26 protein-coding genes are annotated in these 25081 nt (G+C 59.9%); 8 read left to right on the forward strand and 18 right to left on the reverse strand.

Features of this window, described 5'->3' with window-relative positions; translation table 11 throughout:
* Positions 1–110: 110 nt before the first annotated feature.
* The 7 genes from AB4P90_RS10720 to AB4P90_RS10750 all read right to left on the reverse strand — a co-directional run bounded on the left by AB4P90_RS10720 (position 111) and on the right by AB4P90_RS10750 (position 7916).
* Entirely contained in the window at positions 111–2192 is a 2082-nt protein-coding gene (locus AB4P90_RS10720; protein ID WP_224796967.1) for a carboxy terminal-processing peptidase, read from the reverse strand.
* Between the two features lie 361 nt (positions 2193–2553).
* On the reverse strand, positions 2554–3207 hold the full coding sequence (locus AB4P90_RS10725; RefSeq protein WP_072435546.1) for an HAD family phosphatase: 654 nt from the start codon (positions 3205–3207) through the stop codon (positions 2554–2556).
* A gap of 33 nt (positions 3208–3240) precedes the next feature.
* Positions 3241–4230 (reverse strand): ABC transporter ATP-binding protein, encoded by a 990-nt coding sequence (locus AB4P90_RS10730; protein WP_060766799.1) that lies wholly within the window; start codon positions 4228–4230, stop codon positions 3241–3243.
* The gene (locus tag AB4P90_RS10735) at positions 4227–5027 is read right to left on the reverse strand and encodes an ABC transporter permease (RefSeq protein WP_003190144.1); all 801 of its coding nucleotides are present in this window, start codon (positions 5025–5027) and stop codon (positions 4227–4229) included. Before AB4P90_RS10735 ends, AB4P90_RS10730 begins: the two co-directional genes overlap by 4 nt.
* A complete protein-coding gene (locus AB4P90_RS10740) occupies positions 5014–5859 on the reverse strand; it encodes an ABC transporter permease subunit (RefSeq protein ID WP_014717799.1) in 846 nt (281 codons plus the stop codon). The genes AB4P90_RS10735 and AB4P90_RS10740 overlap by 14 nt, the downstream gene beginning before the upstream one ends.
* Positions 5856–6662: an alkaline phosphatase family protein gene (locus AB4P90_RS10745; RefSeq protein ID WP_014717800.1), complete on the reverse strand. Its 807-nt coding sequence runs from the start codon at positions 6660–6662 to the stop codon at positions 5856–5858. Before AB4P90_RS10745 ends, AB4P90_RS10740 begins: the two co-directional genes overlap by 4 nt.
* A gap of 177 nt (positions 6663–6839) precedes the next feature.
* Entirely contained in the window at positions 6840–7916 is a 1077-nt protein-coding gene (locus AB4P90_RS10750) for an ABC transporter substrate-binding protein (RefSeq protein ID WP_014717801.1), read from the reverse strand.
* A gap of 352 nt (positions 7917–8268) precedes the next feature.
* Between AB4P90_RS10750 and AB4P90_RS10755 the strand changes: the two genes are divergently transcribed.
* Complete coding sequence (locus AB4P90_RS10755; protein WP_003190151.1) at positions 8269–8982, forward strand: UTRA domain-containing protein; 714 nt, start codon at positions 8269–8271, stop codon at positions 8980–8982.
* Between the two features lie 146 nt (positions 8983–9128).
* Here AB4P90_RS10755 and AB4P90_RS10760 read toward each other — a convergent pair whose 3' ends face one another.
* Genes AB4P90_RS10760 through AB4P90_RS10795 form a run of 8 tightly spaced genes read right to left on the reverse strand, consistent with a single transcriptional unit; the run spans position 9129 to position 15273 of the window.
* Positions 9129–10082 carry a metal ABC transporter solute-binding protein, Zn/Mn family gene (locus tag AB4P90_RS10760; RefSeq protein ID WP_073845413.1) on the reverse strand — a complete coding sequence of 318 codons (954 nt, stop codon included), beginning with the start codon at positions 10080–10082 and terminating at the stop codon, positions 9129–9131.
* Positions 10082–10981, reverse strand: coding sequence for a metal ABC transporter permease (locus tag AB4P90_RS10765; protein ID WP_032901932.1), 900 nt, complete (start codon positions 10979–10981; stop codon positions 10082–10084). The genes AB4P90_RS10760 and AB4P90_RS10765 overlap by 1 nt, the downstream gene beginning before the upstream one ends.
* A complete protein-coding gene (locus AB4P90_RS10770) occupies positions 10978–11724 on the reverse strand; it encodes a metal ABC transporter ATP-binding protein (protein WP_014717805.1) in 747 nt (248 codons plus the stop codon). The genes AB4P90_RS10765 and AB4P90_RS10770 overlap by 4 nt, the downstream gene beginning before the upstream one ends.
* Positions 11721–12641, reverse strand: a complete 921-nt coding sequence (locus AB4P90_RS10775; protein ID WP_395605879.1) for a metal ABC transporter substrate-binding protein — start codon at positions 12639–12641, stop codon at positions 11721–11723. The genes AB4P90_RS10770 and AB4P90_RS10775 overlap by 4 nt, the downstream gene beginning before the upstream one ends.
* A gap of 19 nt (positions 12642–12660) precedes the next feature.
* On the reverse strand, positions 12661–13221 hold the full coding sequence (locus tag AB4P90_RS10780; protein ID WP_395605880.1) for a DUF6162 family protein: 561 nt from the start codon (positions 13219–13221) through the stop codon (positions 12661–12663).
* Entirely contained in the window at positions 13218–13541 is a 324-nt protein-coding gene (locus tag AB4P90_RS10785) for a hypothetical protein (RefSeq protein ID WP_014717808.1), read from the reverse strand. The genes AB4P90_RS10780 and AB4P90_RS10785 overlap by 4 nt, the downstream gene beginning before the upstream one ends.
* Positions 13538–14074 carry a hypothetical protein gene (locus AB4P90_RS10790; protein WP_014717809.1) on the reverse strand — a complete coding sequence of 179 codons (537 nt, stop codon included), beginning with the start codon at positions 14072–14074 and terminating at the stop codon, positions 13538–13540. Before AB4P90_RS10790 ends, AB4P90_RS10785 begins: the two co-directional genes overlap by 4 nt.
* Complete coding sequence (locus AB4P90_RS10795) at positions 14071–15273, reverse strand: PepSY domain-containing protein (RefSeq protein WP_014717810.1); 1203 nt, start codon at positions 15271–15273, stop codon at positions 14071–14073. The genes AB4P90_RS10790 and AB4P90_RS10795 overlap by 4 nt, the downstream gene beginning before the upstream one ends.
* 760 nt (positions 15274–16033) lie before the next feature.
* Here AB4P90_RS10795 and AB4P90_RS10800 point away from each other — a divergent pair.
* From AB4P90_RS10800 to AB4P90_RS10815, 4 genes are read left to right on the forward strand one after another with little or no spacing between them, the layout of a single operon-like run.
* Complete coding sequence (locus tag AB4P90_RS10800) at positions 16034–17191, forward strand: KamA family radical SAM protein (protein ID WP_014717811.1); 1158 nt, start codon at positions 16034–16036, stop codon at positions 17189–17191.
* On the forward strand, positions 17188–18555 hold the full coding sequence (locus tag AB4P90_RS10805) for an acetyl-CoA carboxylase biotin carboxylase subunit family protein (RefSeq protein ID WP_032901928.1): 1368 nt from the start codon (positions 17188–17190) through the stop codon (positions 18553–18555). The genes AB4P90_RS10800 and AB4P90_RS10805 overlap by 4 nt, the downstream gene beginning before the upstream one ends.
* A 4-nt stretch (positions 18556–18559) precedes the next feature.
* A complete protein-coding gene (locus AB4P90_RS10810; protein ID WP_102666702.1) occupies positions 18560–19276 on the forward strand; it encodes a 2OG-Fe dioxygenase family protein in 717 nt (238 codons plus the stop codon).
* Positions 19273–20505: an MFS transporter gene (locus tag AB4P90_RS10815; protein ID WP_014717814.1), complete on the forward strand. Its 1233-nt coding sequence runs from the start codon at positions 19273–19275 to the stop codon at positions 20503–20505. Before AB4P90_RS10810 ends, AB4P90_RS10815 begins: the two co-directional genes overlap by 4 nt.
* Before the next feature lie 105 nt (positions 20506–20610).
* Here the strand turns inward: AB4P90_RS10815 and AB4P90_RS10820 are convergent, their stop codons facing one another.
* Together AB4P90_RS10820 and soxR are read right to left on the reverse strand one after the other, a co-directional pair.
* Entirely contained in the window at positions 20611–21069 is a 459-nt protein-coding gene (locus AB4P90_RS10820) for a VOC family protein (RefSeq protein ID WP_014717815.1), read from the reverse strand.
* A gap of 73 nt (positions 21070–21142) precedes the next feature.
* Positions 21143–21598 (reverse strand): redox-sensitive transcriptional activator SoxR, encoded by a 456-nt coding sequence (gene soxR, locus AB4P90_RS10825; protein ID WP_014717816.1) that lies wholly within the window; start codon positions 21596–21598, stop codon positions 21143–21145.
* A gap of 99 nt (positions 21599–21697) precedes the next feature.
* Here soxR and AB4P90_RS10830 point away from each other — a divergent pair, with 99 nt between their 5' ends.
* Positions 21698–22063 carry an antibiotic biosynthesis monooxygenase gene (locus AB4P90_RS10830; protein ID WP_019817256.1) on the forward strand — a complete coding sequence of 122 codons (366 nt, stop codon included), beginning with the start codon at positions 21698–21700 and terminating at the stop codon, positions 22061–22063.
* On the opposite strand, the gene AB4P90_RS10835 is transcribed toward AB4P90_RS10830, so the two are convergent.
* Positions 22052–23149 carry a sigma-54-dependent Fis family transcriptional regulator gene (locus AB4P90_RS10835; protein ID WP_019817255.1) on the reverse strand — a complete coding sequence of 366 codons (1098 nt, stop codon included), beginning with the start codon at positions 23147–23149 and terminating at the stop codon, positions 22052–22054. The genes AB4P90_RS10830 and AB4P90_RS10835 overlap by 12 nt on opposite strands.
* A gap of 267 nt (positions 23150–23416) precedes the next feature.
* On the opposite strand from AB4P90_RS10835, the gene AB4P90_RS10840 reads away from it, so the two are divergent.
* Both AB4P90_RS10840 and AB4P90_RS10845 read left to right on the forward strand, forming a co-directional pair.
* Positions 23417–23683 carry a lipoprotein gene (locus AB4P90_RS10840; RefSeq protein WP_032904559.1) on the forward strand — a complete coding sequence of 89 codons (267 nt, stop codon included), beginning with the start codon at positions 23417–23419 and terminating at the stop codon, positions 23681–23683.
* Between the two features lie 232 nt (positions 23684–23915).
* The gene (locus AB4P90_RS10845; RefSeq protein WP_395605881.1) at positions 23916–25076 is read left to right on the forward strand and encodes a cysteine desulfurase family protein; all 1161 of its coding nucleotides are present in this window, start codon (positions 23916–23918) and stop codon (positions 25074–25076) included.
* The last annotated feature ends 5 nt before the right edge of the window (positions 25077–25081 follow it).

Here is a 25081-nt window from a genome sequence, read left to right on the forward strand (position 1 = left end):
TCGATCAAAAAAAAGGACCGCAGGCGTAAACCTGCGGTCCTTTTATTTCACGACAGAATGATGTCTATATGATGACACTCCGAGGAGCGATCACATTAAATCGCCATCATTTACTGCTTGGCCACCTGCTTGGTGATTTTCAGGTAATCCAGCAGGATCCGGCCAGTCTCGGCCAAGTAAGCGTCGTCTTCCGGCTTGGTTTTATCCGCCTCGGTCGGCAGCGCGTCTTCATCTTCTTTCTTCAGCTCTTTGAGCGGGTCTTCACCCTTGGCCTTGCGGCGGGTGTTTTCCAGTACCAGTTGCTGATTCTCGATGCTGGAATGCTGTGCACGGCGATCCGCTTCGTTGAGGCTGACGGTCTTCTCTTCCATCAGCTTCTTGGCCAGGGCCAGCTTGTCGCGGATAAACACGAACTCGGCATCCTTGGCGGAGCGGGTGTCATGATCAGCCTTCAACTGCGCCAGGAAGGGCTTGAACGGATCCGACGCCGGCTTGATCGCAGGGCGGATGGTGTCCCACGGCATGGCTTCAGGCAGGGCGCTTTCGCCGATTTCCTTGGTGTCGATGATCGACGGGAAATCGATATCCGGCAGTACGCCTTGATGCTGGGTGCTCTGCCCGGATACCCGGTAGAACTTGGCCAGTGTCAGTTTAAGCTCGCCATGATTCAGCGGCTGGATGGTCTGCACGGTGCCCTTGCCGAAGGTCTGGCCGCCGATGATCAATGCACGGTGGTAGTCCTGCATGGCGCCGGCGAAAATCTCCGAGGCCGAGGCCGAGAGGCGGTTGACCAGCAGCGCCATCGGCCCTTTGTAGAAGGCCCCCGGGTTCTCGTCTTCGAGCACGTCGACACGGCCGTCAGCGTTGCGTACCAGCACGGTCGGGCCCTTGTCGATAAACAGGCTGGTCAGCTCGGTGGCTTCCTGCAGGGAGCCGCCGCCGTTGTTGCGCAGGTCGATGACCACGCCGTCGACTTTCTCTTTCTGCAGTTCTGTCAGGATTTTCTTCACGTCGCGGGTGGTGGACTTGTAGTCCGGATCCCCGGCACGAAACGCCTTGAAGTCCAGGTAGAAGGCCGGGATTTCAATCACGCCCAGCTTGTAGTCCTTGCCATCCTGCTTGAGGTTGAGGACTTTCTTCTGCACAGCCTGGTCTTCGAGCTTCACCGCTTCACGAGTGATGGACACGATCTTGCTGGTCTGGTCGTTCGGTGCATTGGTGTGTGGAATCACTTCCAGGCGCACCACGCTGCCTTTAGGCCCGCGGATCAGCTTGACCACTTCGTCCAGGCGCCAGCCGACCACATCGACCATCTCTTTGTCGGCCTGGGCCACGCCGATGATCTTGTCGGCCGGTGCCACTTGCTTGGTTTTGTCAGCAGGGCCTGCCGGCACCAAACGTACGATCTTCACCTGGTCATTGTCGCTTTGCAGGACGGCACCGATGCCTTCCAGGGACAGACTCATATTGATATCGAAATTTTCCGCGTTATCTGGCGACAGATAATTGGTGTGCGGGTCGTAGGACATCGCAAAGGTGTTGATGTAGGCCTGGAAGATATCCTCGGCACGGGTCTGGTCCAGGCGTGCCAGCTGGTTCTTGTAGCGCTTGGTCAGCAGTTCTTGAATGGCCTTGGGCTCTTTGCCGGCGATCTTCAAGCGCAGCACTTCGTCCTTGACGCGTTTGCGCCACAGGTCGTCCAGCGCCGCGGTACTGGTCAGCCAAGGAGCGTCTTTGCGGTCCACCAGAAGGGTTTCTTTCTGTGTGAAATCGAGCTTGTCGATACCTTTGTTCAGCTCACCCAACGCGAAATCCAGACGCGCTTTGACGCGGTCCAGGTAACGCTTGTAGATGGTGAAGCCGGGCTGCAGGTCGCCGCTCTTGAGGAAGTCGTCGAATTGGGTCTTCCACTTGTCGAACTCAGCGATATCGCTGGCCAGGAAGTAGCTACGCGAGGGGTCCAGCAGCTTGAGGTAGCTGTCGTAGATGATCACTGAGCGAGCGTCGTCCAGCGGCGGCTTGCTGTAGTGATGGCGCTTGAGCAACTCGACGACGTTAAGGCTGGCAATCACCTCATCGCGATCAGGCTGAAGGTTGTCCCAGCTATTGGCTGCGAACGTATTGGTCGACATCGACGCGAAGCCGAGACCAATGAAAAATGCGAGGGCGGTGCTGGGGAACAGATGCTTCATGCTGATTCGACGCGGGGGCAATTGATAACGCATATTAGGCCGTCTTTGAGGGAGCCGGTTCCATATGGTCCGGTCGCATAATGCAAAAAGCCCGGCGCTACAGCACCGGGCTCAGTCCAGACTCACTATGGAGGCACTGTGAAAGCATTGCAAGGCGTTGACGGTGATGTGGGGGCCTAGAACAACCTCGTCCTACGTCCGGTGTAGTCCATATTGCCAACAGCCTGACCGAATCCTAGATTGAAATGCAGTCAGTGTGGGAGCTGGCTTGCCTGCGATAGCGGTGCACCAGATGAAGAATTCTTCACTGTTGCACCGCTATCGCAGGCAAGCCATCTCTTGCGGGTTGATCTCTATTGATTCAGGTCCAGTGGTGGATCGGCCAGCCGGCCTGTTCGGCATGGGCGCGCAACACCGGGTCCGGGTTCACCACCTGCGGGTGATCCACCTTGAGCAGCAGCGGTAAATCATTGCGCGAGTCCGAATAGAAATAGGCACCTTCAAGGGTTTCGCCTTCCTGCTCCAGCCATTCCAGCAAGCGCGTGATCTTGCCCTCACGGTAAGTCAGTACATCGACGGTACGGCCGCTGTACACGCCGTGGCTGACCTCCAGGTTAATCCCCAGCACTTCCTCGATACCGATACGCGCAGCAATCGGCGTGACCAGGTGAGTGCCCGAAGCGGAAATCACCAGGATCCGGTCGCCATTCGCGCGGTGGCGGGCGATGGTCTTGGTGGCGTCGCTGTAGATCAGCGGCTCGATGACGTCCTCGACCCACGGCTCCACCAAGTGCTCGATTTCTTCCGGGGTGCGGCCGATCATCGGCTCCAGGCTGAAATCCATGAAATCTTCCATCCGCAGCTTGCCCTGGCTGTAGGCATCCATCAGCTCGTTGTTCCTGCGCATGAACGACTCAGGGTCCACCCAGCCAAGGCGGCCCATCTGTTCGCTCCACAGCGTGGCGCAGTCGCCGTGGATCAGGGTGTCGTCCAGATCAAAAATTACCAATGCCATCGGTGATGCTCTCTCTCAATAGGTCGCTGCCTGTCAGGCTACTTCACACAGTGCGCTGGGGTCGATGGAAAGTGCCAGGCGCTGGCCGTCCGGGTGCAGGTCGTCGGCCGAACGATTGAGCACGTCCACCACCAGCTCGACGCCACGGGCTTCGATGCGGTAGCGAATCACGTTACCCAGCAGGCTGTGGCTACGCACCAACGCATCGAGCTCGCCGCTGCGGCTCAACTCGATGGCCTCGGGGCGAATCGCGATGCGCCCGCTGATCGGCCGCTGCAGCAGTTGGCTGGCCTTGTCGGCATCGAGCAGGTTGTAGTTGCCGATAAACCCGGCAGCGAACACATCCACCGGCGCGGTATAGAGGGTTTCGGCATCACCGCTCTGCACGATCTTGCCCTGGTTCATCAAGAAGATGCGGTCGGACATGGTCAGCGCTTCTTCCTGGTCATGGGTCACGAAGATCGTGGTCAGCCCCAGCTCGCGCTGGATCTGGCGGATCTGCTCGCGCAAGTGCTTGCGAATACGTGCATCCAATGCCGACAGCGGTTCATCCAGCAACAGCAGGCGCGGGCGGGTCACCAGGGAGCGGGCAAGAGCGACGCGCTGGCACTGGCCACCGGACATCTGGTGCGGATAACGGCCGGCCAGGTCCTTGAGCTCCACCAGTTGCAGCACTTCTTGCACGCGCTTGTTGCTGTCGTCGGCGTTGACCTTTTGCATGCGCAGGCCGAAGGCGACGTTCTGTTCCACGGTCATGTTGGGGAACAGCGCGTAGCTCTGGAACACCATGCCGATCTGGCGTTTCTGTGGGCTCAGGGGCACGATGTCCTGGCCATCCAGGAGGATCTGGCCACTGTCCACCGGCGTAAGCCCGGCGATGCAGCGCAGCAAAGTGGATTTGCCGCAACCGGACGGGCCGAGCAGGGTGACGAACTCGCCTTTGGCGACCTCGCAATTGATATCGCTGAACACCGGGGTGCCGGCGTAGCCTTTTTGCAGGTGTTGGACGCTGACGAAGCTCATTGGCTTTTGTCCTTGTTCAAGAGAGTGGCGGCCCAGGTCAGTACCAGCACAAAGAAGAAATAAGAGATCACCACGGCGCTGGTGAAATGGCCACTGCTGTTGCGCATGTTGTTGAGGTACACCTGCAGGGTTTCGTACCGGGTGCCGACGAGGATGTTGGCGAACACGAACTCGCCGAACAGGAACGAGAACGACAGCAGCAGCGCCACCATCAGGCCCTTGCGCAGGTTGGGCAGCACCACCAGGATCGCGGCCTGCCAGGTGCTGGCGCCGAGCAGTTGCGAAGCGTCCATCAGGTCGCGCAGGTTGATGGCTTGCAGGTTGTTGGTGATCGCGCGGTACATGAACGGCAGCGCGACGGTGAAGTAGCAGCCGATCAAAATCCACGGCGTGCCCACCATCGCCAGCGGCCCGGACCCGTACAGTTGCAGCAGCCCCACCGAGGACACCACCGGCGGCACCGCAAAGGGCAGCAGGATCAGGATGTTCATCAACGCGTCGAGCTTGGGAAAGTGGTAGTGCACCACGAACAGCAGCGGCAAAATCAACACCACCGAAAGGATCAGTGCGCCCACGCACACCAGCAACGATTGCCCGAAGGCCATCAGAAAGCGCGGGTCGCTCCACAGCTGTACATACCATTTCACGCTGAAGCCGGCGGGCAGGATAGTTGCCGACCAACTGCTGGAAATCGAGTAGACAAAGGTGCCTACCAAAGGCAGCACCAGGATCAGGAACAACAGGTACACCACCACCCGATGGTAGAGGGAGGCCGGGCCGGCTTCAGCGCGAGACATGGTAGCTCCTCTTGAGCAGCAGTTGATGCACCACCGTGACCACGGTCATCAGCGCCACCAGCACCACGGCCAGGGCGCTGGCCATGTTCGGGTCCAGCGACACATCGCCGGAGACCAGGCCGGCAATGCGAATCGGCAGTACGTTGAAGTTGCCGGTGGTCAGTGCATAGACCGTGGCATAGGCGCCGAGGGCGTTGGCCAACAGGATCACAAAGGTACCGAGCAGCGCCGGGGTGAGCACCGGCAGGCCGATATGCCGCCAGAACTGCCAGCCATTCGCACCGAGCAGGGCGGCCGACTCGCGCCAGTCTTCGCGCAATGCGTCGAAGGCCGGGTAGAGCAGCAGTACGCCGAGGGGAATCTGGAAGTAGGTATAGAGGATGATCAGGCCGGTTTTCGAGTACAGGTTGAAGTCCTCAATGATCCCGGCCTGCTTGAGCATGAGGGTGATACTGCCGTTGAACCCCAGCAGGATGATGAACGCGAAGGCCAGGGGTACGCCGGCGAAGTTGCTGGTCATGTTGGCGAATGCGGTGACGAAGTTGCGCAGCGGCGAATCCACTCGGCGCAATGAGTAGCTGCCCAGGGTGGCGATGATGATGCCGAAGATGCTGGAGTAGAAACTGATCTCCAGGCTGAACTGGATGGCCTGCCGGTAGAACTTCGAGGTGAAGATGCGGGTGAAGTTTTCCAGGCTCCAGCCGGACTCTTCGGTTTGCAGGCTGCTGATCAGCACCCATACCAGCGGCGCGATCTCGAACACGATAAAGAACAGTGCGAAGGGCAGCAGGCATAGCAGGGCCAGCCATTTGCCGCGGGTCAATGCATTCACTTGAGCAGCTCCCGGCACACAGGCTTGTTGTGGGGCACGCCCAGCAGTTCGCAGATGGTGCCGCACAGGTCGGTTTGTTTCGGCGCAGCGTCGGTGTCCAGGCTGAAGGCGTCACCGATGACAAACAGTGGCACTTCCCGTTCTTCGCGCAACAGGCCGTTGTGGGAGCGGTCGTTGTTCATGCCGTGGTCGGCGGTGACCAGTACCTGGTAGCCGGCATCGAGCCAGTCTTGCAGGTAGTCGGCCAGGATAATGTCAGCCGAGCGTGCGCTGTTGCGGTATTGCGCGGTGTCGAGGCCATGCTTGTGACCGGCGTCGTCGATGTTCATCGGGTGCACCAGCAAAAAGTTTGGCGCGTGCTTGAGCCGCAGGCTTTCGGCGTCGGCGAACAGGTGGGAATCGGGGTAGTGGTCATTCCAGTAGAAATGCCCGTGCTGGATCGCCAGCGCCTTGTCGTCGGTATGACGATCGCGGGCGGCGAGAAAGGGCGTGCGGTTATACAACTCGCTGACCCAGTGGTAAGCCGCCGCAGCGGTGCTCAAGCCGGCGTCGGTGGCGTAATGGAAAATGCTGCGCTGGGTGGACAGGCGCGAGACGTTGTTGTGCACGACACCGCTTTGGATCGGCGGCACGCCGGTGAGGATGCACTCGTACAACGGGCGGGACAGGGCAGGCAGTTCACATTCCAGTGTGTAGAGAGCTGCGCGTCCTGCGCCGACATAGGCCTGCAAATGCCCCATGGCGTGCCGGGCAACCTCGAAGTTGAGGCCGTCGAGCACCACAAGGATGACAGTGTGCTTCATGGGGGCTGGGGCTCCGCAACAGAGGGTATGGCTCAGTATCAACGTGGAATGGGATCAAATGTGGGAGCTGGCTTGCCTGCGATGGCGGTGTATCAGTGGACACAAATGTTGAATGTCAGACCGCTATCGCAGGCAAGCCAGCTCCCACACTGACCGCCTTTGGATCAGAGAGACCGATTACTTCATTTCTACGATGACTTGCTCGTTCCACATCTGTGGCAGCTTCTTGGACGTCGCTTCCCAGGCATCGGCATCCTTGATCGGCTGCGGGTTGGCCTTGGTGTACTGCTCGCCCGGGATCAGGTTTTTGGCAACGTCTGCCGGCAGTTTCAAGTCGGTTTCAGCCCGGATCGGACGCGCATTGCCGCGTGCCAGGTTGAGCTGGCCGGCATCGCTGAAGATGTATTCGCGGGTGAGCTTGGCGGCGTTCGGGTGCTTGGCGTATTTGTTGATGAGGGTGGTGTAGCCGGATTTCACCGAGCCATCCGAGGGGATCAGCACCACGTAGTCATCGGGGTTGGCCATCTTGGCCTTATAGCTCAGGCCGTTGAAGTCCCAGACGAGGCCCACTTCGACTTCGCCTTTTTCCATGGTAGCGATGGTCGGGTTGGACAGCGAGAGGCGACCTTGCTGGGCGATCTTGGTGAAAAATTGCAGGCCCGGCGCGATGTTTTTCTCGTCGCCTTTGTTGGCGATGGCCGCGGCGAGTACTGCGTTCGAAGCCTGGGCGGCGGTGCTCACGTCACCCACCGATACCTTGTATTTACCGGTTTGCAGGTCAGCCCAGGTGGTGGGCACTTCGGAGCCGTGCAGCAGCTTCTTGTTGACGATAAAGGCAATGGTACCGGTGTAAGCCAGGGCCCAGTGACCGTCCTTGTCTTTCGCCCAATCCGGCACCTGTGCCCAGGTGGATGGTTTGTACGGCTGGGTCACTTCTTGCTTTACCGCGATCGGGCCGAAGGCCGCGCCCACGTCACCGATATCGGCGCTGGCGTTGTCCTTTTCGGCTTTGAACTTGGCGATTTCCTGGGCCGAGCTCATGTCGGTGTCGATGTGCTTGAGGCCGTAGGTTTTGGCCAGGTCTTCCCAGGTGCCTTTCCAGTTGGCCCAGTCATCGGGCATGCCGACGCTGTTGACGGCGCCTTCCGCTTTGGCGGCGGCTTCCAAGGTTTTTAGATCGGTATCAGCAGCCATGGCGGCGGTGCACATGGCAATGGTCGAGCCTAACAGTGATGCCAGGAAAAGCTGTTTCATCCGAAGCTCCTTTGGGGCGTTTTCAACGCGGCGTTTTATCTGAACGTTAGCGGTGGTTTGGTCTAGGTCAGCAATACCTGAGCCAATCTAGGCCCCCTGGATGACAGTTTCATGTCGATGTCGTTTTTGAAGCGCTGATGTCGTTCAGCTCTGACTTAGCGTAGACCATGCCCAAGTGCCCGCAGGCCTTGGACTTGGCCGATGTATTGCAGGGTGTGGAAGACGCAGTCGACAGCCTTTGTCATCTGTCGGTCATCTGGAGTGCCTAGGCTGGCACCCAGCAGCAAAAGCCCAGATAGAGCGCGTTTTGTGCACCTGAACGGTGCTGGTCTAGTCCAGATAGGTAACGTTGATGCGTGATGAGGCAATCAAGGCGGTAACTTCCATCGGCCTGGCGCTGCAGGAGCAGATCGACCACGGCCTGTTGCCGCCTGCCAGCAAACTGCCCGCCGAACGCAAGCTCAGCGAGTTGTTTGGTACCACTCGGATTACCGTGCGGGAAGCCTTGTTACAGCTTGAGGCCCAAGGGCAGATTTACCGCGAAGAGCGTCGGGGCTGGTTCGTTTCGCCGCCACGGCTGGCCTATAACCTGATGCAGCGCAGCCACTTTCACGCCATGGTCAGCGATCAGGGGCGCGAGGCTTCCACGCAGGTCATCTCCGCACGCCTGCAACCGGCGTCGGCGGCGGTGTGCGCGTGGTTGCAGTTGCCGGCGTTGTCGAGCGTGATCCAGATTTGCCGGGGGCGCAGGATTGACGGGCGCCTGGTGTTGTATGTGGAGCACTATCTGAACCCGCAGTATTTTCCGGGGATCCTGGCGTGTGATTTGAATCAGTCGATGACTGAGCTGTATGCCAGCAAATATGACTTGCACTACGGGCGGGTGCGTTTCGAGATTGTGCCCACCTCGCTACCGGTGGAAGCGGCCGCTGCGCTACGCGTCTCGGTAGGCAGCCCGGGCTTGCGCATCGCCCGGGTCAATTACGACCAGCATCAACGCCTGATCGACTGCGACCTGGAGTTCTGGCGGCATGATGCGATTCATGTGGGTGTGGATGTGGTGTAGCGGCTGGTGCACCGCGAACCCATGTGGGAGCTGGCTTGCCTGCGATGGCATCGACTCGGTGCGCCTGATAAACCGAGGCGTCCGCATCGCAGGCAAGCCAGCTCCCACATTGAACCGAGTTTATCTCTGACGGATCGGTGGCTTGCCTAGGGTGTGAGTGCTTTGATCACTTGGTCTACATTGGTTTCCAACTCCGTCACCGGGTCGGCGCCGTCCACATTCAACACCAACAGTCTGGAGCCGCCGGCAGTGACGGCGGTTTTGACTGCATCGCTGGGTTGACGGTGATGCAGCACCACCGCCACATCGTTATCCTTCAACGCGCTGCTGAGTTTTTGCAGCGCCTCGGGCGTCCACTCGGCGTCGGGCCGTGCATCGGTGCTGAGCACTTCCAGGTTCAGGCTGCTGACCAGGTACGCGAAGTGATCGCTCAAGCTGAGCACACTCAGGTTGTCGGCCTTGGCCAATCGCGCCTCGCTGTCGGCGGTGAGCTTGAGTAAACGCTGTTTGAGCGCGGCCAGGTTAGCGTCGATCCTGGGTTTGGCAGCCGGCGCCAGGCGGCTCAGGTCGGCGGCCATCACGTCGGCCATGCGCCCCATATTGTTGCTCGATTGCCAGGGTTGGCTGTTCAAGCCATCGGTGACCCCCGGTTGTACTGCGATACCCGGCAAGCCGCCGTCCACCGGGCGTGCGGCATCGACTTCGACGATGCGGATATTGCTGCGCCGCGCCACGGGGTACAGCGGGTCATCGGCCCACAGCGAGCGCAGGCCGATGGCCGCGTCGGCGTCCAGCGCCAACTTGTTCAATGCCGCAGCACCGCGGCCGGTGAAGTAGGACACCTGCCGCGAACCCGGTAGGTTGGCCGGCGCGGCGCGTTCAAGCGCTACGTTGGTGCCTGTGAGCAGCGCCTCGGCCAAGCCGTAGGTAATCGGCAGCGACGCCAGCACCTTGACCGGCGGCTTGGTCTTGGTCAGGGCTGCGTGACCGAGGCCCTGGTTGACTTTGAAGTCCTTGGCGTCGAAACCGTCGACGGCCAGTGCCGACGTACTCATCAAGCAAGCGATGGCCAGGGCCAGTGGGCGAAAGACAGGGCGCATTATCCAAGATTCCCTTTGAGGCTGGGCACAACGCCACGGGCGATGGCCGCGAAGGCGAAGGCGATACCGGCAACCAGAATGATGGCGGCGCCGGATGGGATGGGCAGGTCGAAGATGATCGGCAGCAGGATGCCGCACAGGGTGCTGACGGTGGCGATCAGCACCGAGATCCAGAAAAACCCTTTGAGTGACTGGCTCAACAGGCGCGCCGCAGCGGCAGGAATCACCAGCAAGGCACCGACCAGGATTGCGCCGATGACCTTGACCGCGGCCACGGTGATCAGGGTCACCAGGATCACGAACAGGTAGTCCAGGCTTTTCACCGCCACCCCGCGCACTGCTGCCAATTGCGGGTTGAAACTGGCCAGCATGATGCGGTTGTACAGCGGCAATGCCAGGGCCATCACCAGCGAGCCGACAATGGCCAGTACCAGCAGGTCGTTGCCGTTGACCGTCAGCACCGAGCCAAACAGCACGTTCTCGAGAATGTGCACGTTGATCTTGCCGGCCAGGATCAGCAGCAGGCTTGCCCCCAGTGCCAGGGACACGGACAGGAACACGCCGATCAAGGTATCGGGCGCCAGGCCGGTGCGGTTACGCAGGTAATTGAGCAGGATGCCGAACAGCAGGCAGTAGCCAAACAGGCTGCCATAAGGCCCGGTATAGGGTTCGCCCAGCAGGATGCCCACGGCCACGCCGGTCAGCGCGGCATGGCCGACCGCTTCGGAGAAAAACGCAAAGCGCTTGACCACCACCAGCGTACCCAGGCCGCCGAGTACCGGGCCGATCAACAAGCCGGCGAGCAGGGCGTTGACCACAAACCCGTAGGCCAGGGCTTCGGGCAGGTAACCGGCAGAGGCCCAGCCCTGGACCATCAAGCGAAAGGCTTCATAACTCATGGGGCCGGGCTCCGAGGGTGGGTGGAGAACAGAGTGAGCAGGCGGTCCGGGGTCAGCGCCTCTTTCGGTGTGGCGTCGAACAGCACGCGGCGGTTAAGACCGGTGACGCGGTCGGCCAGGCGGCCCACGGCCTCTAGGTCGTGCTCGATCCACAGCACGGTAATCCCGGCCAGGCGCCAGTCGTTCAACAGCCGTTCGAACACCTGGATACCCGCCTCGTCGAGGGCCGACATCGGCTCATCCAGCACCAGCAACTGCGGCGCCGGAATCAGCCCCTGGGCCAGCAGTACGCGCTGGCGCTCACCGCCGGACAACGCGCCCATGCGGCGCTTGCGCTTGTCTTGCATGCCAACGCGCTCGAGGGCATCGCCAATCGCTGCTGCGTAATGCCTGGAAAGGCCCAGAAACGCCGGGCGACGCTGGCACATGGCAGCCATGAAATCGTCCACGGTCATCGGCAAGCCGCGGTCAAATTCCAGCGCCTGGGGCACGTAACCGATGGTGCCGGGTGTGGTTGGCCATTCCAGGCTCAAACGCCCCTGGTGCGGCGTCTGCCCCAGCAGGGTCTTGATCAGCGAGCTTTTACCGCCGCCGTTGGGACCTACCAGTGCGTGGATGCTGCCCGGTTGTACCTGGAAACTCACGCCATCGAGGATTACGGTGCGCCCCAGGGTCAGCGAGACCTGGTCGAAGTTCAGGGTGGGGCCGACGTTGACGGCGTTCAGGTGCTGCGCGGCGGTCATGCTCCCGACTCCTGAATCGCCCGTACCACGGTGTTGAGGTTGCCGGTCATCTCCACTTCGTACTTCTCCGCGCTGTATTCGCCGTAGGAAATATGCGACAGCGGGTACAGCTTGACCCCGGATTCACGCTGGATGGTATCGACGTAGGTGGACGGGAAATCCATCTCCGAGAAGATCACTTTCACATCCAGAGCACGCAGTTCATCGATGGTCTTTTTCAGCTGGCTGGGGCTTGGCTCGATACCGTGGGCCGGCTCGACCACGGCGGTGACTTCCAGGCCAAACTCGCGCAACAGGTAGTCGTAGGCCGCGTGTACGGTGGCGACACGCAGGTCGGGGTTGGGCGCGCTGGTCAGCTTGGCCAGGGCGTCGGCGCGCATCTGACGCAGGCGCTTGCTGTAGGCGCGGGCGTTCTGGGTGTAGGTTTTGGCGTTGTCCGGGTCGAGCGTGCCCAACTCACGGGCAATGTTATTGACCTGGGCAATCGACGCGCTGATCGACAGGAAGGTGTGCGGGTTGACCACCTTGCCCGCACCGCGTGCCGCGTTACCGGTAGCGGCGAGCAGCGGCACGTTGGCGTTGGCTTCGATCACCTTGATATCCGGGCGCTCGCTGGTGGCGATCATGCGGTCGGCGAAGTCGTCGTGGCCGACGCCGTTGAGTACGATCACATCCAGGGTGCCGATGCGCTTGATGTCTTCGGCGCGCGGCTCGTAGGCGTGCGGGTTGAAACCGGCGGGAATCAGCGGCACCACCTCGGCCTTGTCGCCCACGATATTGGCCACGTAGCTGTAATAGGGGTGCAAGGTAATGCCGATACGCAGGCGCTTGGCCGCCTCGGCATTGGCAAGGGGGGTGAGCATCAGGCTGAACAGGCCAACCAGTAAAAGGCGCAACAGGGGCGATGACATGGACATGGGCAATCGGTCTTCTCGTTCAGTGACGGTGCTGGCGGGTGACGCCAGCATCGAATTGCGCGACCACCTGCTGCCAGCCGGCCGCGATCAGCGCCTGGTCAGTGAGGTCGGAAGGGGCGGCAAGGTTGGCGCTGCGGTTGAGCCAGATATCCGGCTCACTGCCTTGCACGCGCATCAGCAGCGAACCGCTGGTGGCCGGCGCCTGGCTCAAGCCCAGGTAGGCGGCGGGTGCCAGCAGCTGCCAGCGATGGCCGCCACGGCTGACCGAACTGGCATCCTGGGCAAAGGGCGCGAAGCCTTCTTCGGCCAGTTGCTCAGGCGTCGGCAGGGCGCTGTGTTCCTGCTGCAACAGGTGGATTTCATCCAGGGTCACCCGCAGGTCGGCGTAGATGCCTTGCTCGGCGGCGCTCAGGTCGCGGCGGGCGTCCAGCTGGTGGCTGGGCACTGCCGCGACTTCCTGGGTTTCCCCGTGCAGCGTCACGACCGTGCCCGCCACCGCGAGGATGATCAGGCACAACAGCAACACATAAAGGGTTTCGTGGCCCGCGCCCGCGGGGCGTACAACCTGTGTGGTACTCATTGCGACGGGATATCCGCTTGGTCGATTTCCACCACGTGGCCGGGGCCGGCATCGAACAGCACGTAGAATTCGGCGGCGGGCTTCTTGAAGGTCAGGGTCGAATCCTCGCCAAGCTTGCCCGGCACCAGGATGGTTTCGTCGTAGCCGATCACATCCAGGGTTACGCCGGGGGCGCCACTGCCGTCGGAAAAACCGCCTTTGCACTGTATCTGCTCGCCGGGGATTTCTTTGCATTCGCACATCGGGTTGTGGGCGAAGGCGGTGGTGCTCAGGCCGGCGCACAGCAACAGCGCGGCGCGGGTGAGGCGCTTGAACGTCATGGTTTGACTCCTTGCTTGTTCAGCCAGGCAATGGTGGCAGGCGAGGCCTGGCTCAGCGGGATGGAACCCTGGTGCATGCTGCCGTCCCACCCTTCCATGGTCACCCATATTTCGGCATCCGCCGGGGTGCGTTCTGGGATCGGCAGGGCGGCGCCCATGCGGTACGGCGTGCCGAAGAAGATCACTCCGGCGGCGCGCAGGCTGCGGGGTTTGCCGATACGCAGGTAAGTGGCCTTGACCTGCTCGGCACAGGTATCGCACAGGGCAGCGTTGAAGAACTTCATCGGGCCAGCCGGGTTCGGGCTCGGGCCTTCGTTGCGAAACTCAGCCAGCGTCAGGCTCCAGGGACCGACTTGCACCTGCCCGGCCACGCGCTCGCCGATGCCGGTATCCCCGCGAAACAACGCGGCGTCGGCAAAGTATTTGGGCATGAACCCCAGCGGCACCAGCAACAGCAGGATGTTGACATGGAAACGCCATTTCAGCCAAAAGGCGCGCAGCGGGGACGGCGGTACGGTTGCAACCTTGCTCATCGCTGGGCCTCCGAGGTGTCGGCGTGCATGGTCGGGATGGGCGCGTGCTGACGTTGTGTCTTGGCCTCGCGCTTGAGGGCGTTGAGGGTGGCCAGAGCGGTGCGCTTGGTCCAGATCAGCAAGCCGCTCAATACCATCATGCTCAGCACCAGGCCGAAGAATGCCCAGATCAGCTTGATCCACAAACCGCCAAAGTCCCCGGTGTGCAGTGGGCGCATCGACTCGGTGACGAATTCCAGCGGGGTACGGTCGGACAACAGGTTCGAGACCGCGATTTCACCGTCATAGGGGTTCAGCTGTGCGGTCTGGAACATCAACGGGTACCAGCCACGCCCGCCGATCTGCAGGTGGCTGTAGGCGTTGCTTGGCATGAACACAAAGCTGGCGTCCAGGCCGGGGATCCGCTCGGCGGCGATGTCGATCGCCTTGTCGATAGGGATCATCGGTGCCGGCACGCCCGGCGCCGACAGCGGCACCTTATCCCGTGCGATCACTGGCACGATGGGTTCACTGGAAATGGATATCTGGTTGTCGCCCAGGACAGCCTCGATCAGGAACCAGGTGCCGGTGATAGAAATGACCGCGATAAACCAGATCGACCAGATGCCACTCAGGCGGTGAAAGTCGCCCCAGAAGATCCGCGCACCGTGGCGGATGCGCAGGGTAGGGCGCAGGAAGCCTTTCCAGAAGCGCTTGTACACCACCAGCCCGGTGACCAGTGAAGCCAGCAGCGGCAAGCCCAACGCAGACACCAGGTACCAGCCCCAGCTGTACCCATTGGTGAACGGCACCAGCCACCAACCATGCAGGGCGCGGGTGAATTGCTGGAAGTTGAACGAGGGGCTGATGCCCTGGATCGCGCCGGTGTAGGGATTGGCATACACCTCCACGGAGCGCCCGTCCGGGTAGCTGAGGCCGACGCTTAGCGCGAAGTGCGATTCATCCGGGCGGATGATGGACTGGACGATGGCCTTGGGCTCATCGTGCTTGATGGCCGCGATCACCTGGTCAAAGCTGAGCGGCTGAGCGTCATCCGACGGCTTGCTGGCGCGGATATCCGGGTTGGCCAGCCACACGATTTCCTGGCTCACCACGGCCAGGGTGCCGGTGACGCAGACGATCAGTACAAAGAACCAGATGGGCAACGCCAGCCAGCTATGGACGAGAAACCAGAGTTTGGAGCGTGACTTCTTCGACATATGAATGAGGGTCTTGATCGGAGGGGGCAATAGAGGCCCGGAAAAGGCCAGTCGTAGCTTTTGCTGACGCGACAGGCTGTATCTAAGTTAAGACGGATGAGCATGAGAAATCCCTAAGGTGGATATGAAAGAAAATGTTTCAGGTTCACATTCAGGCCGCATTTATGCGCTGATCGAACACGCAGTGCGCCAGCCCGCAGGCGTTCAGCGGCTTGCGTTAGGCCGGGGCAGACCTCCAAGGACGTGATCATGCCGCTGTGTGATGTCGTCAGTAGCCACGCATCTGAGCGCCACTTCCTGGCGGCCAACCCTTGGCTCAGCTGAAGTGCGGCTACGTAGTTATATAAGTAGAAATAACGCTCTCTATACTCACTGAGCGCGTTGCTTTTAGTATTATTTGTTTTTCAAATAGCTGGGCTTGAACGAAAGCGCCCCTTGTCATTACGGGGTGTTGGCGCGGGTGCAGGTTAATTCCAGAGGAGTGACAAGGTTATTGTATTGACACATTGGCGGGCATCGGCTTTAGTGAGTGCGGACTTGGAAGTCGCAATAGTATAAAAAGGAAGTTAATCGCATGACCGTGCTAGTCGTTTATTCGCGCCATCACGTGGTGAACTGTTATATCTCTCTGGTGCCGGTGATCAAGTTAGTTACTTGATTGTGGTCTGTCGCCTGCCCGTCGATTGTCATTGCTGCGAATCATACTTTTCCTGTGCTGGAAAAGTACGCGTCCCTATGCCTTAACAGAGAGTTCAAACTCATGTCGATTTTTGATCAAGCCATGCATCGTTCAGTTCAATGGCAAGACTGGCGTTGGCAGCAGAAGAATGCCATCCGCGATGAACCTGCACTGCGCAATGCCTGCGGTGGATGGGACGAGGCCACAACGGCGCATATCGAGCACAACTTGCAAGATCGCAAGATGCAGATCACGCCTTATTACATTGATTTAATCAAGCGTTCACTCACCAGCGCAGAGGTGATGGACCACCCCCTGTGGCGCCAGGTAGTACCGTATTGGAGCGAACAGGTGCAGGGCGACTACGACGGCAGTTCCGAAAACTGGGAACTCAATCATGAGATGAAGACGCCCATCTGCCAGCACAAGTACGACAACCGCGTGATCCTGCGCACCACCAACACGTGCAATGCCTATTGCCAGTTCTGTTTCGAGGCGCTGCGCACGCTGCAGGTGGGCACCGACAAAGCTAACGCCAACACTGACTCGTTCAAGGATTCGGTGGAGTACATCCGCGGTAACCCAGCGATTGAAGAGGTGATTCTCAGCGGCGGTGACCCACTGATGCTGGCCGACCGCAAGCTTGAGGAGATGCTGGCCGCATTGCGCGGCATTCGTGATGATCTGCTGATACGCATTCATTCACGGGCCTTGAGTTTCAACCCGTTTCGCGTGACCGATGAGTTGGTGGCGATGCTGGAGAAGTACAAGGTCAATGCATTTGGTGTGCATGTCTGCCACCCGCTTGAGCTCAGTGCTGATTTTGCCGTCGCGGTTAAACGGATTCAGGGTGTGGTCCCGATTGTATTCTCTAACATGCCGCTGTTGCGTGGCGTGAATGATGATGAAGCGACGTTGCATAAATTATTCATTGATCTTTATCGTTTGGGCGTAAAGCCATATTACTTATATCACTTCATGCCGTTTTCACCCGGTGCTTCAGAGTATAAGGCGTCGATCAGCCAAGCCATCGCCATCATGGATCGGCTCAAACGCCGTGTATCGAATATTGCCCTGCCCGAGTATGTACTGCCGCATGCACAAGGCAAGTTCACCGTGCCATTGTTGGACTTTGAAAAGCCTGAAGACTTACCGCATTTTGAAGTCCGCGATGGGCAGCGGACTTACCGTTTTCGCAACTGGGAGGGCCAATGGTGCAGTTGGCAGGATGCGGTATGAAACAGGATGCGATTCTGTTTATTGATGTAGATGACGGTGCTTGCGCTCGCTACCGCTACCGGGAACCGCATTTCACGGTGGCCCGCGCCCACGGTTTGGCGTGTTTGACGGCCGCCGTGGCGGGGCGCAAGCACCTGCAACGCCTCAGGGACGACAGTGACGAAGTGTTCCTGCTCGAAACGCTCAGTGAGCAGTCTGTCCTGGAGTTGGTCGGACAGTTGGACGGGCGTTATCAGGTGCGTGGGATTTTCTGCCAGGCCGGGCACCCGTCCGCACAAGGGGAGGTGGGCTGTATCGTTGCGCAGGCGTGTCAGCGGTTGGGCTTGGTCTACAGCCACCCGGAGGCGATTGCCGCGTGCAATAACAAGTTCTTGATGCGCCGCGTGTTGAAACAGCATGAATTGCGTTCGGTACCGTTCGTGCTGTGCAACAACGAACAGGAACTCCAGCAAGGCGCCGAGCGCGTGGGTTATCCACTGATCGCCAAACCGCCCTTTGGCGGGGCTTCGGCGTTTATCAAAAAATGCTCGAGCTGGGAGGAGCTACGCAGCCACTATTGGCATTTCGTAAGTGATCATGGCGCCGCCGCTTATGCGGACTTCTACGGCTGTGCGCACGCCCTGCCGCTTGAGGATGGGCTGCGGCGTGAATACTTGCCAGGCCACAGCATTCTGCTGGAAGGTTATATTCCTGGCATCGAAGGCAGTGTGGAATGTGTGATTGTCGGCGAGCGTGTCCATCCGCTGCTGATCAATGAAAAACTGCTGCTGACCGAGCGCAGCGGCACGGTCCTGGAGAACCTGCTGATTTCCCCGCCGACGTCGTTCAGCCAGGCCCAGTGCGAGCAGATCCGCCAGTACGCGGTGGACTGCCTGCACGCGGTGGGCCTGACCAACGCTGTGGTGCATTTCGAGTTTCGCATGACGGACGCAGGGCCGGTGGCCATCGAGATCAACCCGCGCCTGGGCGGACTGTATGTGAACTCGGCGTTCCGCGACCTGGCCGGTATCGATCCTTATCAGCTGTACATGGGATTGTTGTTGGGCGAGAAGGGCATCAATGCACAGTTGGAGGCTGGCGCACATAAGGTTGCCGATGCGGGGCAACACTACGCGATGCTGGCGATTTATCCGCAGCACAGTGGCCTTTTCAGGGGCATTGACGGCCTGCAGTTCCTCGACCAACACCGCTCGGTGCTGGAATACGCCCCGCAGGACCCCGGCCACTACATTGACGCGGATATCGAGGAGCATTATTTGCTCAAATGCTGGGCCCAGGTTGGCAATGCCGCCGACGCCCATGCCTTGCACGATGCGTTGCAGCAACATCTGCGCATCCTCATCGATCCACCGGTTGCAGGATAGCGATATGGACATCCCTCAGATCTCGGCGCTTTTGCGCGAACATCACTTCTGTCATCGCCCGGACTTTCGCGAACTGGTCAACGTTGAACCCGGTGAGGAACAAAGCTTTCGCGCGTATTGGGATAACCTGGTGCGCGACGAGGCGTTCAGGACTTACACCCACCGCGAACGGCGCATCTTGCGCTATCGTCTGTTACCGTCACGGCAATTGCAGATCGACAGGAATACGGCGTTCAAATCGCCGGTCACCTACGCGGTGAACTATCGCCAGGGCGTGAATCACCTGAGCTATAGCGAGGAGGGCTTTATCGAGCATCCCCTCATGCACAAGCTGCTGGCGACGGACCTCGCGGTGATTGCCCCGCACCTGGGCGAACAGACCTATACGATCGATATCCATCAGTTCCGGGTGCGGGCGGACGTGTCATCGAGCAGCCCGACCACATCGGGGATTCACCAGGACGGCCTGGATTGGGTGTTCATGCACTTTATTGGCGAATGCAACACGGTGCCGGTGGTGTCGGAGGTGTTTGCCGACGAAACGGAGCACAGCCGGCTACTGAAACTGCCGATGGAGAAATTTCTGGAGACTATCGTGATCAACGACCGTGGGTTCTACCATCGGGCCGGGGAGGTGCGACCGCGGGTAGAGACGGAACCGGCCTGGCGCGATGTGCTCTTGGTAAGCCTGCGCACTGTCGAGGGGGCACAGCCTGCATGAGTCACGATCAACAACTGAATCTGTCGACCCGCAACGCTCGCCTGATCATCTTTGCCCGCGGTGTGTCGGATTTTGGCGCATTCCTTAACATGGTGGCGTTGTCCACTTATGTGTACTGGCTCAGCCAGAGCGTGGTGTTTGTCAGCATCTTCCTGGCGTGCCGGGTCACCGGCGGGATTGTCGCGAGCCTGTTTGGCATTCCGTTTTTCCGGCGGTTTGCCGGGCGTGGGACGTTGGCGGGGTTGGACCTGGCCCGGGCGCTGTTGCTGATGCCGCTGCTGGTGTTGTTACCGGCCCATCAACTTACCCTTCTTCCCTTTATCGCCTTCGGTATCGGCCTGTGCAATTCGCTGTTTGCCATTGGCCTCAACAGTCAGTTGCCCACTTGGGTCGCGCTTGAGCAGCGGGTGAATACCAACGCATGGATCACCTCGGCGGCCGCCACCGGCGCGGTCTTCGGCAGTTTGCTCTCCGGCTTGCTGATCGCCACGGGCGGATTTGAAGCGGTGTTTGCGGTCAACATCGGCACCTATGTGATTGCCGCTTGCCTGGTCTTGCCCTTGCGCGCGTTGTTTAGCGTTGCTGTTGCCGCGCATCGCGGACTCGCCGCCGAATGGCATGAGCTGACCAAGGGGTTGCGCGGTGCGCCGGTGCTGGCCGCGATGTTGCTGATCAGCATGTTAGACACCCTCGGCAGCGCGGCCCATAACGTCGGTTGGCCAGTGCTGTCGCAGTACATTTCACCGGACACGGCCAAAACGGTCATGGGCTATCTGCTGGCCGTGTGGGCCTGTGGCAAGTTTGTTGGCGCGCGCATCGCCAGTGCAGTGTTGAAAGGTCGTGGCACCCAAGGCATGGAGCGCTTGTTCATGCTCGGTGTGGCGTTGATGTCCAGCGGCTTTATCCTGACATTCCAGCAGACCGAACTGTGGCTGGCGCTGTTGCTGGTGGTGTGGGCGGGGCTGGGCGATGGATTGTCCGAGGTGGCGTTGATCTCCCGTGCGCAAAGCGAGCCCGATAGCTTGCGCTTGCCGCTGTTCAGCCTCTTGACCCTGATCCAGATGGCCGGTTTTGGCGTGGGCATGCTGGTGGTCGGGCCGTTCTATGTGACGTGGACGCCGGCCCAGGTGATCGTGTTGTTCCATGGGCTGCCATTGACCGCCTTGTTGGTCATGACGATATGGCTGGGGCGCAATGCCTACCGGGGTGTCAGATCGACAAACCCTTGAAGTGTTCCAACGCCACGCAGGCCTTTACTTTGCCGGAGCAGGCCGGTTGGAACCTGGGGCAAGGCGTGGCGTGTTGCAGGCGCGAGCAAGCTCACGCCCACAGGGTTAATGTTGCTTGAACATCTCCATGGCACGCTGGCGGATTTGCTCCTCGGTCAGGTCCTCCTTATGGGTGGCCAGGAACCACAGGTGCCCGAACGGATCCGTCACACTCGCCGAGCGATCCCCATAGAACTGATCCTGCGGCTCGGACACTGCGCTGGCGCCGGCATCAACCGCTTGTTTGAATTGTGCGTCCACATCATTCACATACAGGTGCAAACCGACACTGGGATGCGCGTCCGGATTGCGCAGGGCCGTTTCATCGCAGGGCGTGCCCAGCATGATCACCGCTTCGCCAATACGCAGCTCCGCATGGCCGACCCTGCCGTCGGGCATGTCCAGGCGCATGAACACTGAGGCGCCAAAGGCCTTCTTGTAGAACTCGATCGCCTTTGCGGCCTCGTTGATGCCCAGATAGGGGGTAATGCCGTGATAACCCTCGGGAATAGGTTTAACGCTCATAACGTTCTCCTTTGATTGTGGTTATGGGTTTCAGCCTTTTCACTATAGGTCACGTTGCATTGCGCAACTGGCTTTACCGATCAGCATCAGGCGTGGGCTCCAGCAACTGCGCACCAGGGCCACGCTCACCCAGCTGGTCATCGTGATTGCGCAGCGGGCACGCCTCCATCGACAGGCACCCGCACCCGATGCAACCATTGAGCTTGTCGCGCAGCAGCATCAGTTTGTTGATGCGCTCATCCAGATCTTCACGCCACAACGCCGACAGCCGTTCCCAGTCGTGAGCGTTCGGTGTGCGCCCATCGGGCAGGGCCCGCAAGGCCTCGCCAATGGTCGCCAGCGGAATGCCCAGACGTTGGGCGATTTTGATCAGCACCACCCGGCGCAGTACATCCCGTGGATATCGTCGTTGATTGCCGGCATTGCGATTGCTCTTGATCAGCCCTTTGGATTCGTAGAAGTGCAGCGCGGTGACCGCCACGCCGCTGCGAGCGGCCAACTGACCGACGCTGAGTTCGTTGCTGAGCATGTAAGGCTCCCAAACAGTGCTTGACCTCGACTTAACTAGAGGTTTTACCCTGCGTGGCATCGAATCGCAAGATTCTTCCTACAGAGAGAGGGGGTTTTCATGCAGGTATCAGAGAAGAGTCGCAGCTTCACTCAGCTGATCGAATTTCACATCGAACCCCGTCAGCAATCCGCCCTGGTGGCCGCCTTGACCACCCAGAGCGAGCGTCTGGCCGTGCGCCATGGCGGCTTCTTGAGTGCCAGCGTACAGGTCAGCGATGACGGACGCAGGGTGCTCAATTACTTGCAATGGCAATCGCGGGAAGAGGGTGAGGCGGCCTTCAAATGTTTTGAGCAGGGCGGCGAAGATTTCTGGACGCTGATCCGCGCCCACCGGGCCACGGCCGTGACCTTTGGCGCATTCCAGGTACTGCGCAGTTTTGAGCGCAGTCAGGACGATGCCTTGCACTGCCGACTAAATGGATAGGTGCAGCATCCGTTCGCCTTGCGCATTTTTCCCGGGCCTGCGCTTGTTGACCGCCAGTTCGCCGATCTTGATCAGGCGAGCGCGAGCGACGTTGCGGCTCAGTCCCAGCAAGGTGGCGGTGTGTACTTGGTTGTAGTGGCTGAAGTGATAAGCAGCGCGCAATAAGGCGTCCTCGACCTTTTCATGCAGGGCGCCGGACTGTTCCTCGAAGAGCCTTTGAAACGCCCGCGCCAGCAGGGCTTCTGCACAGGTATCGGTGTCGCTGTCGTTCTGGCGTTCGATGCGCAGGTTCGACAGGCGCAGGTCGTCGGGTTCGATCACAGCGTTGCGGCAGACCAGCAGGGTGTGATGAATCACGTTTTCCAGCTCACGGATATTACCCGGCCAGCTGTAGCGCTTGAGCTTGTGCTCGGCCTCGTGGCTCACGCTGATCGGACCGTAGCCCAGGCGCTGGCTGTAGGTTTGGATGAAGTGCCGGGTCAGCGGCAGGATATCGCCGGTACGTTCGCGCAGCGGGCTCAGTTCCAGGCTGACTACATTGAGGCGGTAGTAGAGGTCTTCACGGAAATGCCCGGCGTTGATGGCCTGTTCCAGTTGTACATTGGTGGCGGCCAGGACTCGCACATCGATTGCAATGCTTTTGCGCGAACCCAGGCGCACCACCTCACGCTCCTGTAGCACCCGCAGCAGTTTGACCTGGATGGCCATCGGCAAATCGCCGATCTCATCCAGAAACAAGGTGCCGCCGTCAGCCTCTTCGAACCAGCCGGCCTTGGCGCTGAGGGCACCGGTAAAGGCGCCTTTCTCATGGCCGAACAACTCGGCTTCCACTAGTGCTTGCGAAAAAGCCCCGCAGTTCACTGCCACGAAGGGCCGATTTCGCCGCGTACTGAGGTGGTGGATATGCCGCGCAACAAGCTCTTTGCCGGTGCCGGTTTCGCCGATGATCAGCACGCTGGCCTCGCTGGGGGCCACTTGCTGGATATGGTCGAGCAGGGCCTGGGACTTTGGGTCTTCGAAGACCTGGGCTGTGGCGCGGATCGAGGTCGCGAGGGCAGGCGAGGGCGGCAGGGTGAACAGCTGCATGGTGACCTCTCATGGGAATTCAAGCTTTGTTGAAGGGCTGTTGCCGGGTGGACAGTGGGCTGCGCGCAAGGTCTTTATAGAGGTATCGTCTTAATTCGTAAATGAAGGTGTTTCTATATTTATAGAACTTAAATGAATATAAAGGCGTTCCCCCTGTGGACGCCGATACGCGTGATAGCGACTATCACGGACGATGATTTTTCAGCGAGAAGGGGCGGGAGTAGCCTGTGTTCATTGACTCGAAACCATCTTCGCAGGGCCATCGCCATGAACCGTTTCCTCGCTGTTTCCCTTTTACTTGTCACCTCTGTCCTTGCGGGGTGTGCGACCCAGCCATCCCCGGAAATGCGCCCTTATACGGCCGAGGAAACCAAGCAGTTGGCTTTGGAGGCCCTGGGCCGTCGCGGCTTGTCGTTTGACGACTATCAACGCCAACGCGCCGCGTTGCTTGGCCAGCCAAAGCCCTTCGGCTTTGATCACCAGGGTGAAATGAACGCCGAGCGCAGCGTGGTTTTGCATGGTCGGCCCAGTTGAGCGCGCTTCATGCAGCAAAAAGCCCGAGGTTTCCCACAAGGAACCTCGGGCTTTTTGTTTGCCATGGGGCTACTTCAGCCTGTTAAGCTCAATTCCAGGAGCGTTCCTACGCACATTTAAATAAAGTTACCTTCTTTAATGGCATTCGATCGGTTAAACCTGACGACCTCTGTTCTGGTCGATGCCCCCCGAGACGCTGTTCTTGGGAATACGCTCTGCGAGTTTTAACCTCATGAATAAACGTCCGCTGTATTTCGACTACGCCGCCACCACGCCGGTGGATGAGCGAGTTATCCAGGTGATGGTCGATTGTCTGGGTTTCAACGCCCACTTCGGCAACCCTGCGTCCAGTTCCCATGCATTCGGCCAAGCGGCCCGGCAGAAGGTTGAACAGGCGCGTCGCCAGGTAGCCGAGTTGGTGGTGGCCGAGCCCGAGCAGATAGTCTGGACCTCCGGTGCCACGGAATCCAACAACCTTGCGCTCAAGGGCGTGGCCCAGGCCCGTGGTGTGGCGGGTGGGCATATCATCACCAGCCAGATCGAACACAAGGCCACGCTGGACACCGCGCGGCAATTGCAGGAAGCCGGAGTGGCAGTGACTTACCTGGTACCGGATGCAGACGGCTTGATCAGCGTCGAAGCGGTCAGCGAAGCCTTGCGCGAGGATACCTTTCTTGTCTCGCTGATGCTGGTCAACAACGAACTGGGCACCCTCAACGATATCCCGGCCATTGGTGCGCGGGTACGTGAGCACGGCGCGTTGTTCCATGTGGACGCGGCGCAAGGGGCAGGCAAAGTGGCTATCGACCTGGCCCGGTGGCCGGTGGACTTGATGTCGTTCTCTGCTCACAAGCTGTATGGGCCCAAGGGTATCGGCGCGTTATATGTCGGGCCTCGGGCGCAGCAGAAGGTATTGGCGCAGATTCACGGGGGGGGCCACGAAGGCGGTTTGCGCTCCGGCACCCTGGCGACTCATCAGATTGCCGGCATGGGCGCGGCGTTTGCTCTGGCGGCGGCGTCTTTCGAGGATGAGAAGGCCACGATTGTCGCGCTGCGCCAGCGCTTGCTGGATCAATTGGCGTCGGTTGCCGGCTTGCGTCTTAATGGCAGCTCAACCCAGCGTATTCCACACACATTGAGCCTTACCTTCAGCGAAGGCGAATTCAATTCAGCCGCATTGAGTGCAGGCATTGCCTTTTCCGCGACTTCGGCGTGCAATTCGGCCAGCAATGCGCCGTCCCATGTGCTTCTGGCCTTGGGGCATGACGCTCGCAGTGCCGCTCGCACTATTCGCTTGAGCCTGGGCAGGTTTACCACCGAACAGGATATCGACCAGGCCGCGCAGTTGATCAAGGCCGCATTGGCGAGTGCGCCAGCGTTCTGGGCAGTCTGATTTAT

The organism is Pseudomonas sp. B16120, from assembly GCF_044218845.1.
Taxonomy (GTDB): Bacteria; Pseudomonadota; Gammaproteobacteria; order Pseudomonadales; family Pseudomonadaceae; genus Aquipseudomonas; species Aquipseudomonas paracarnis.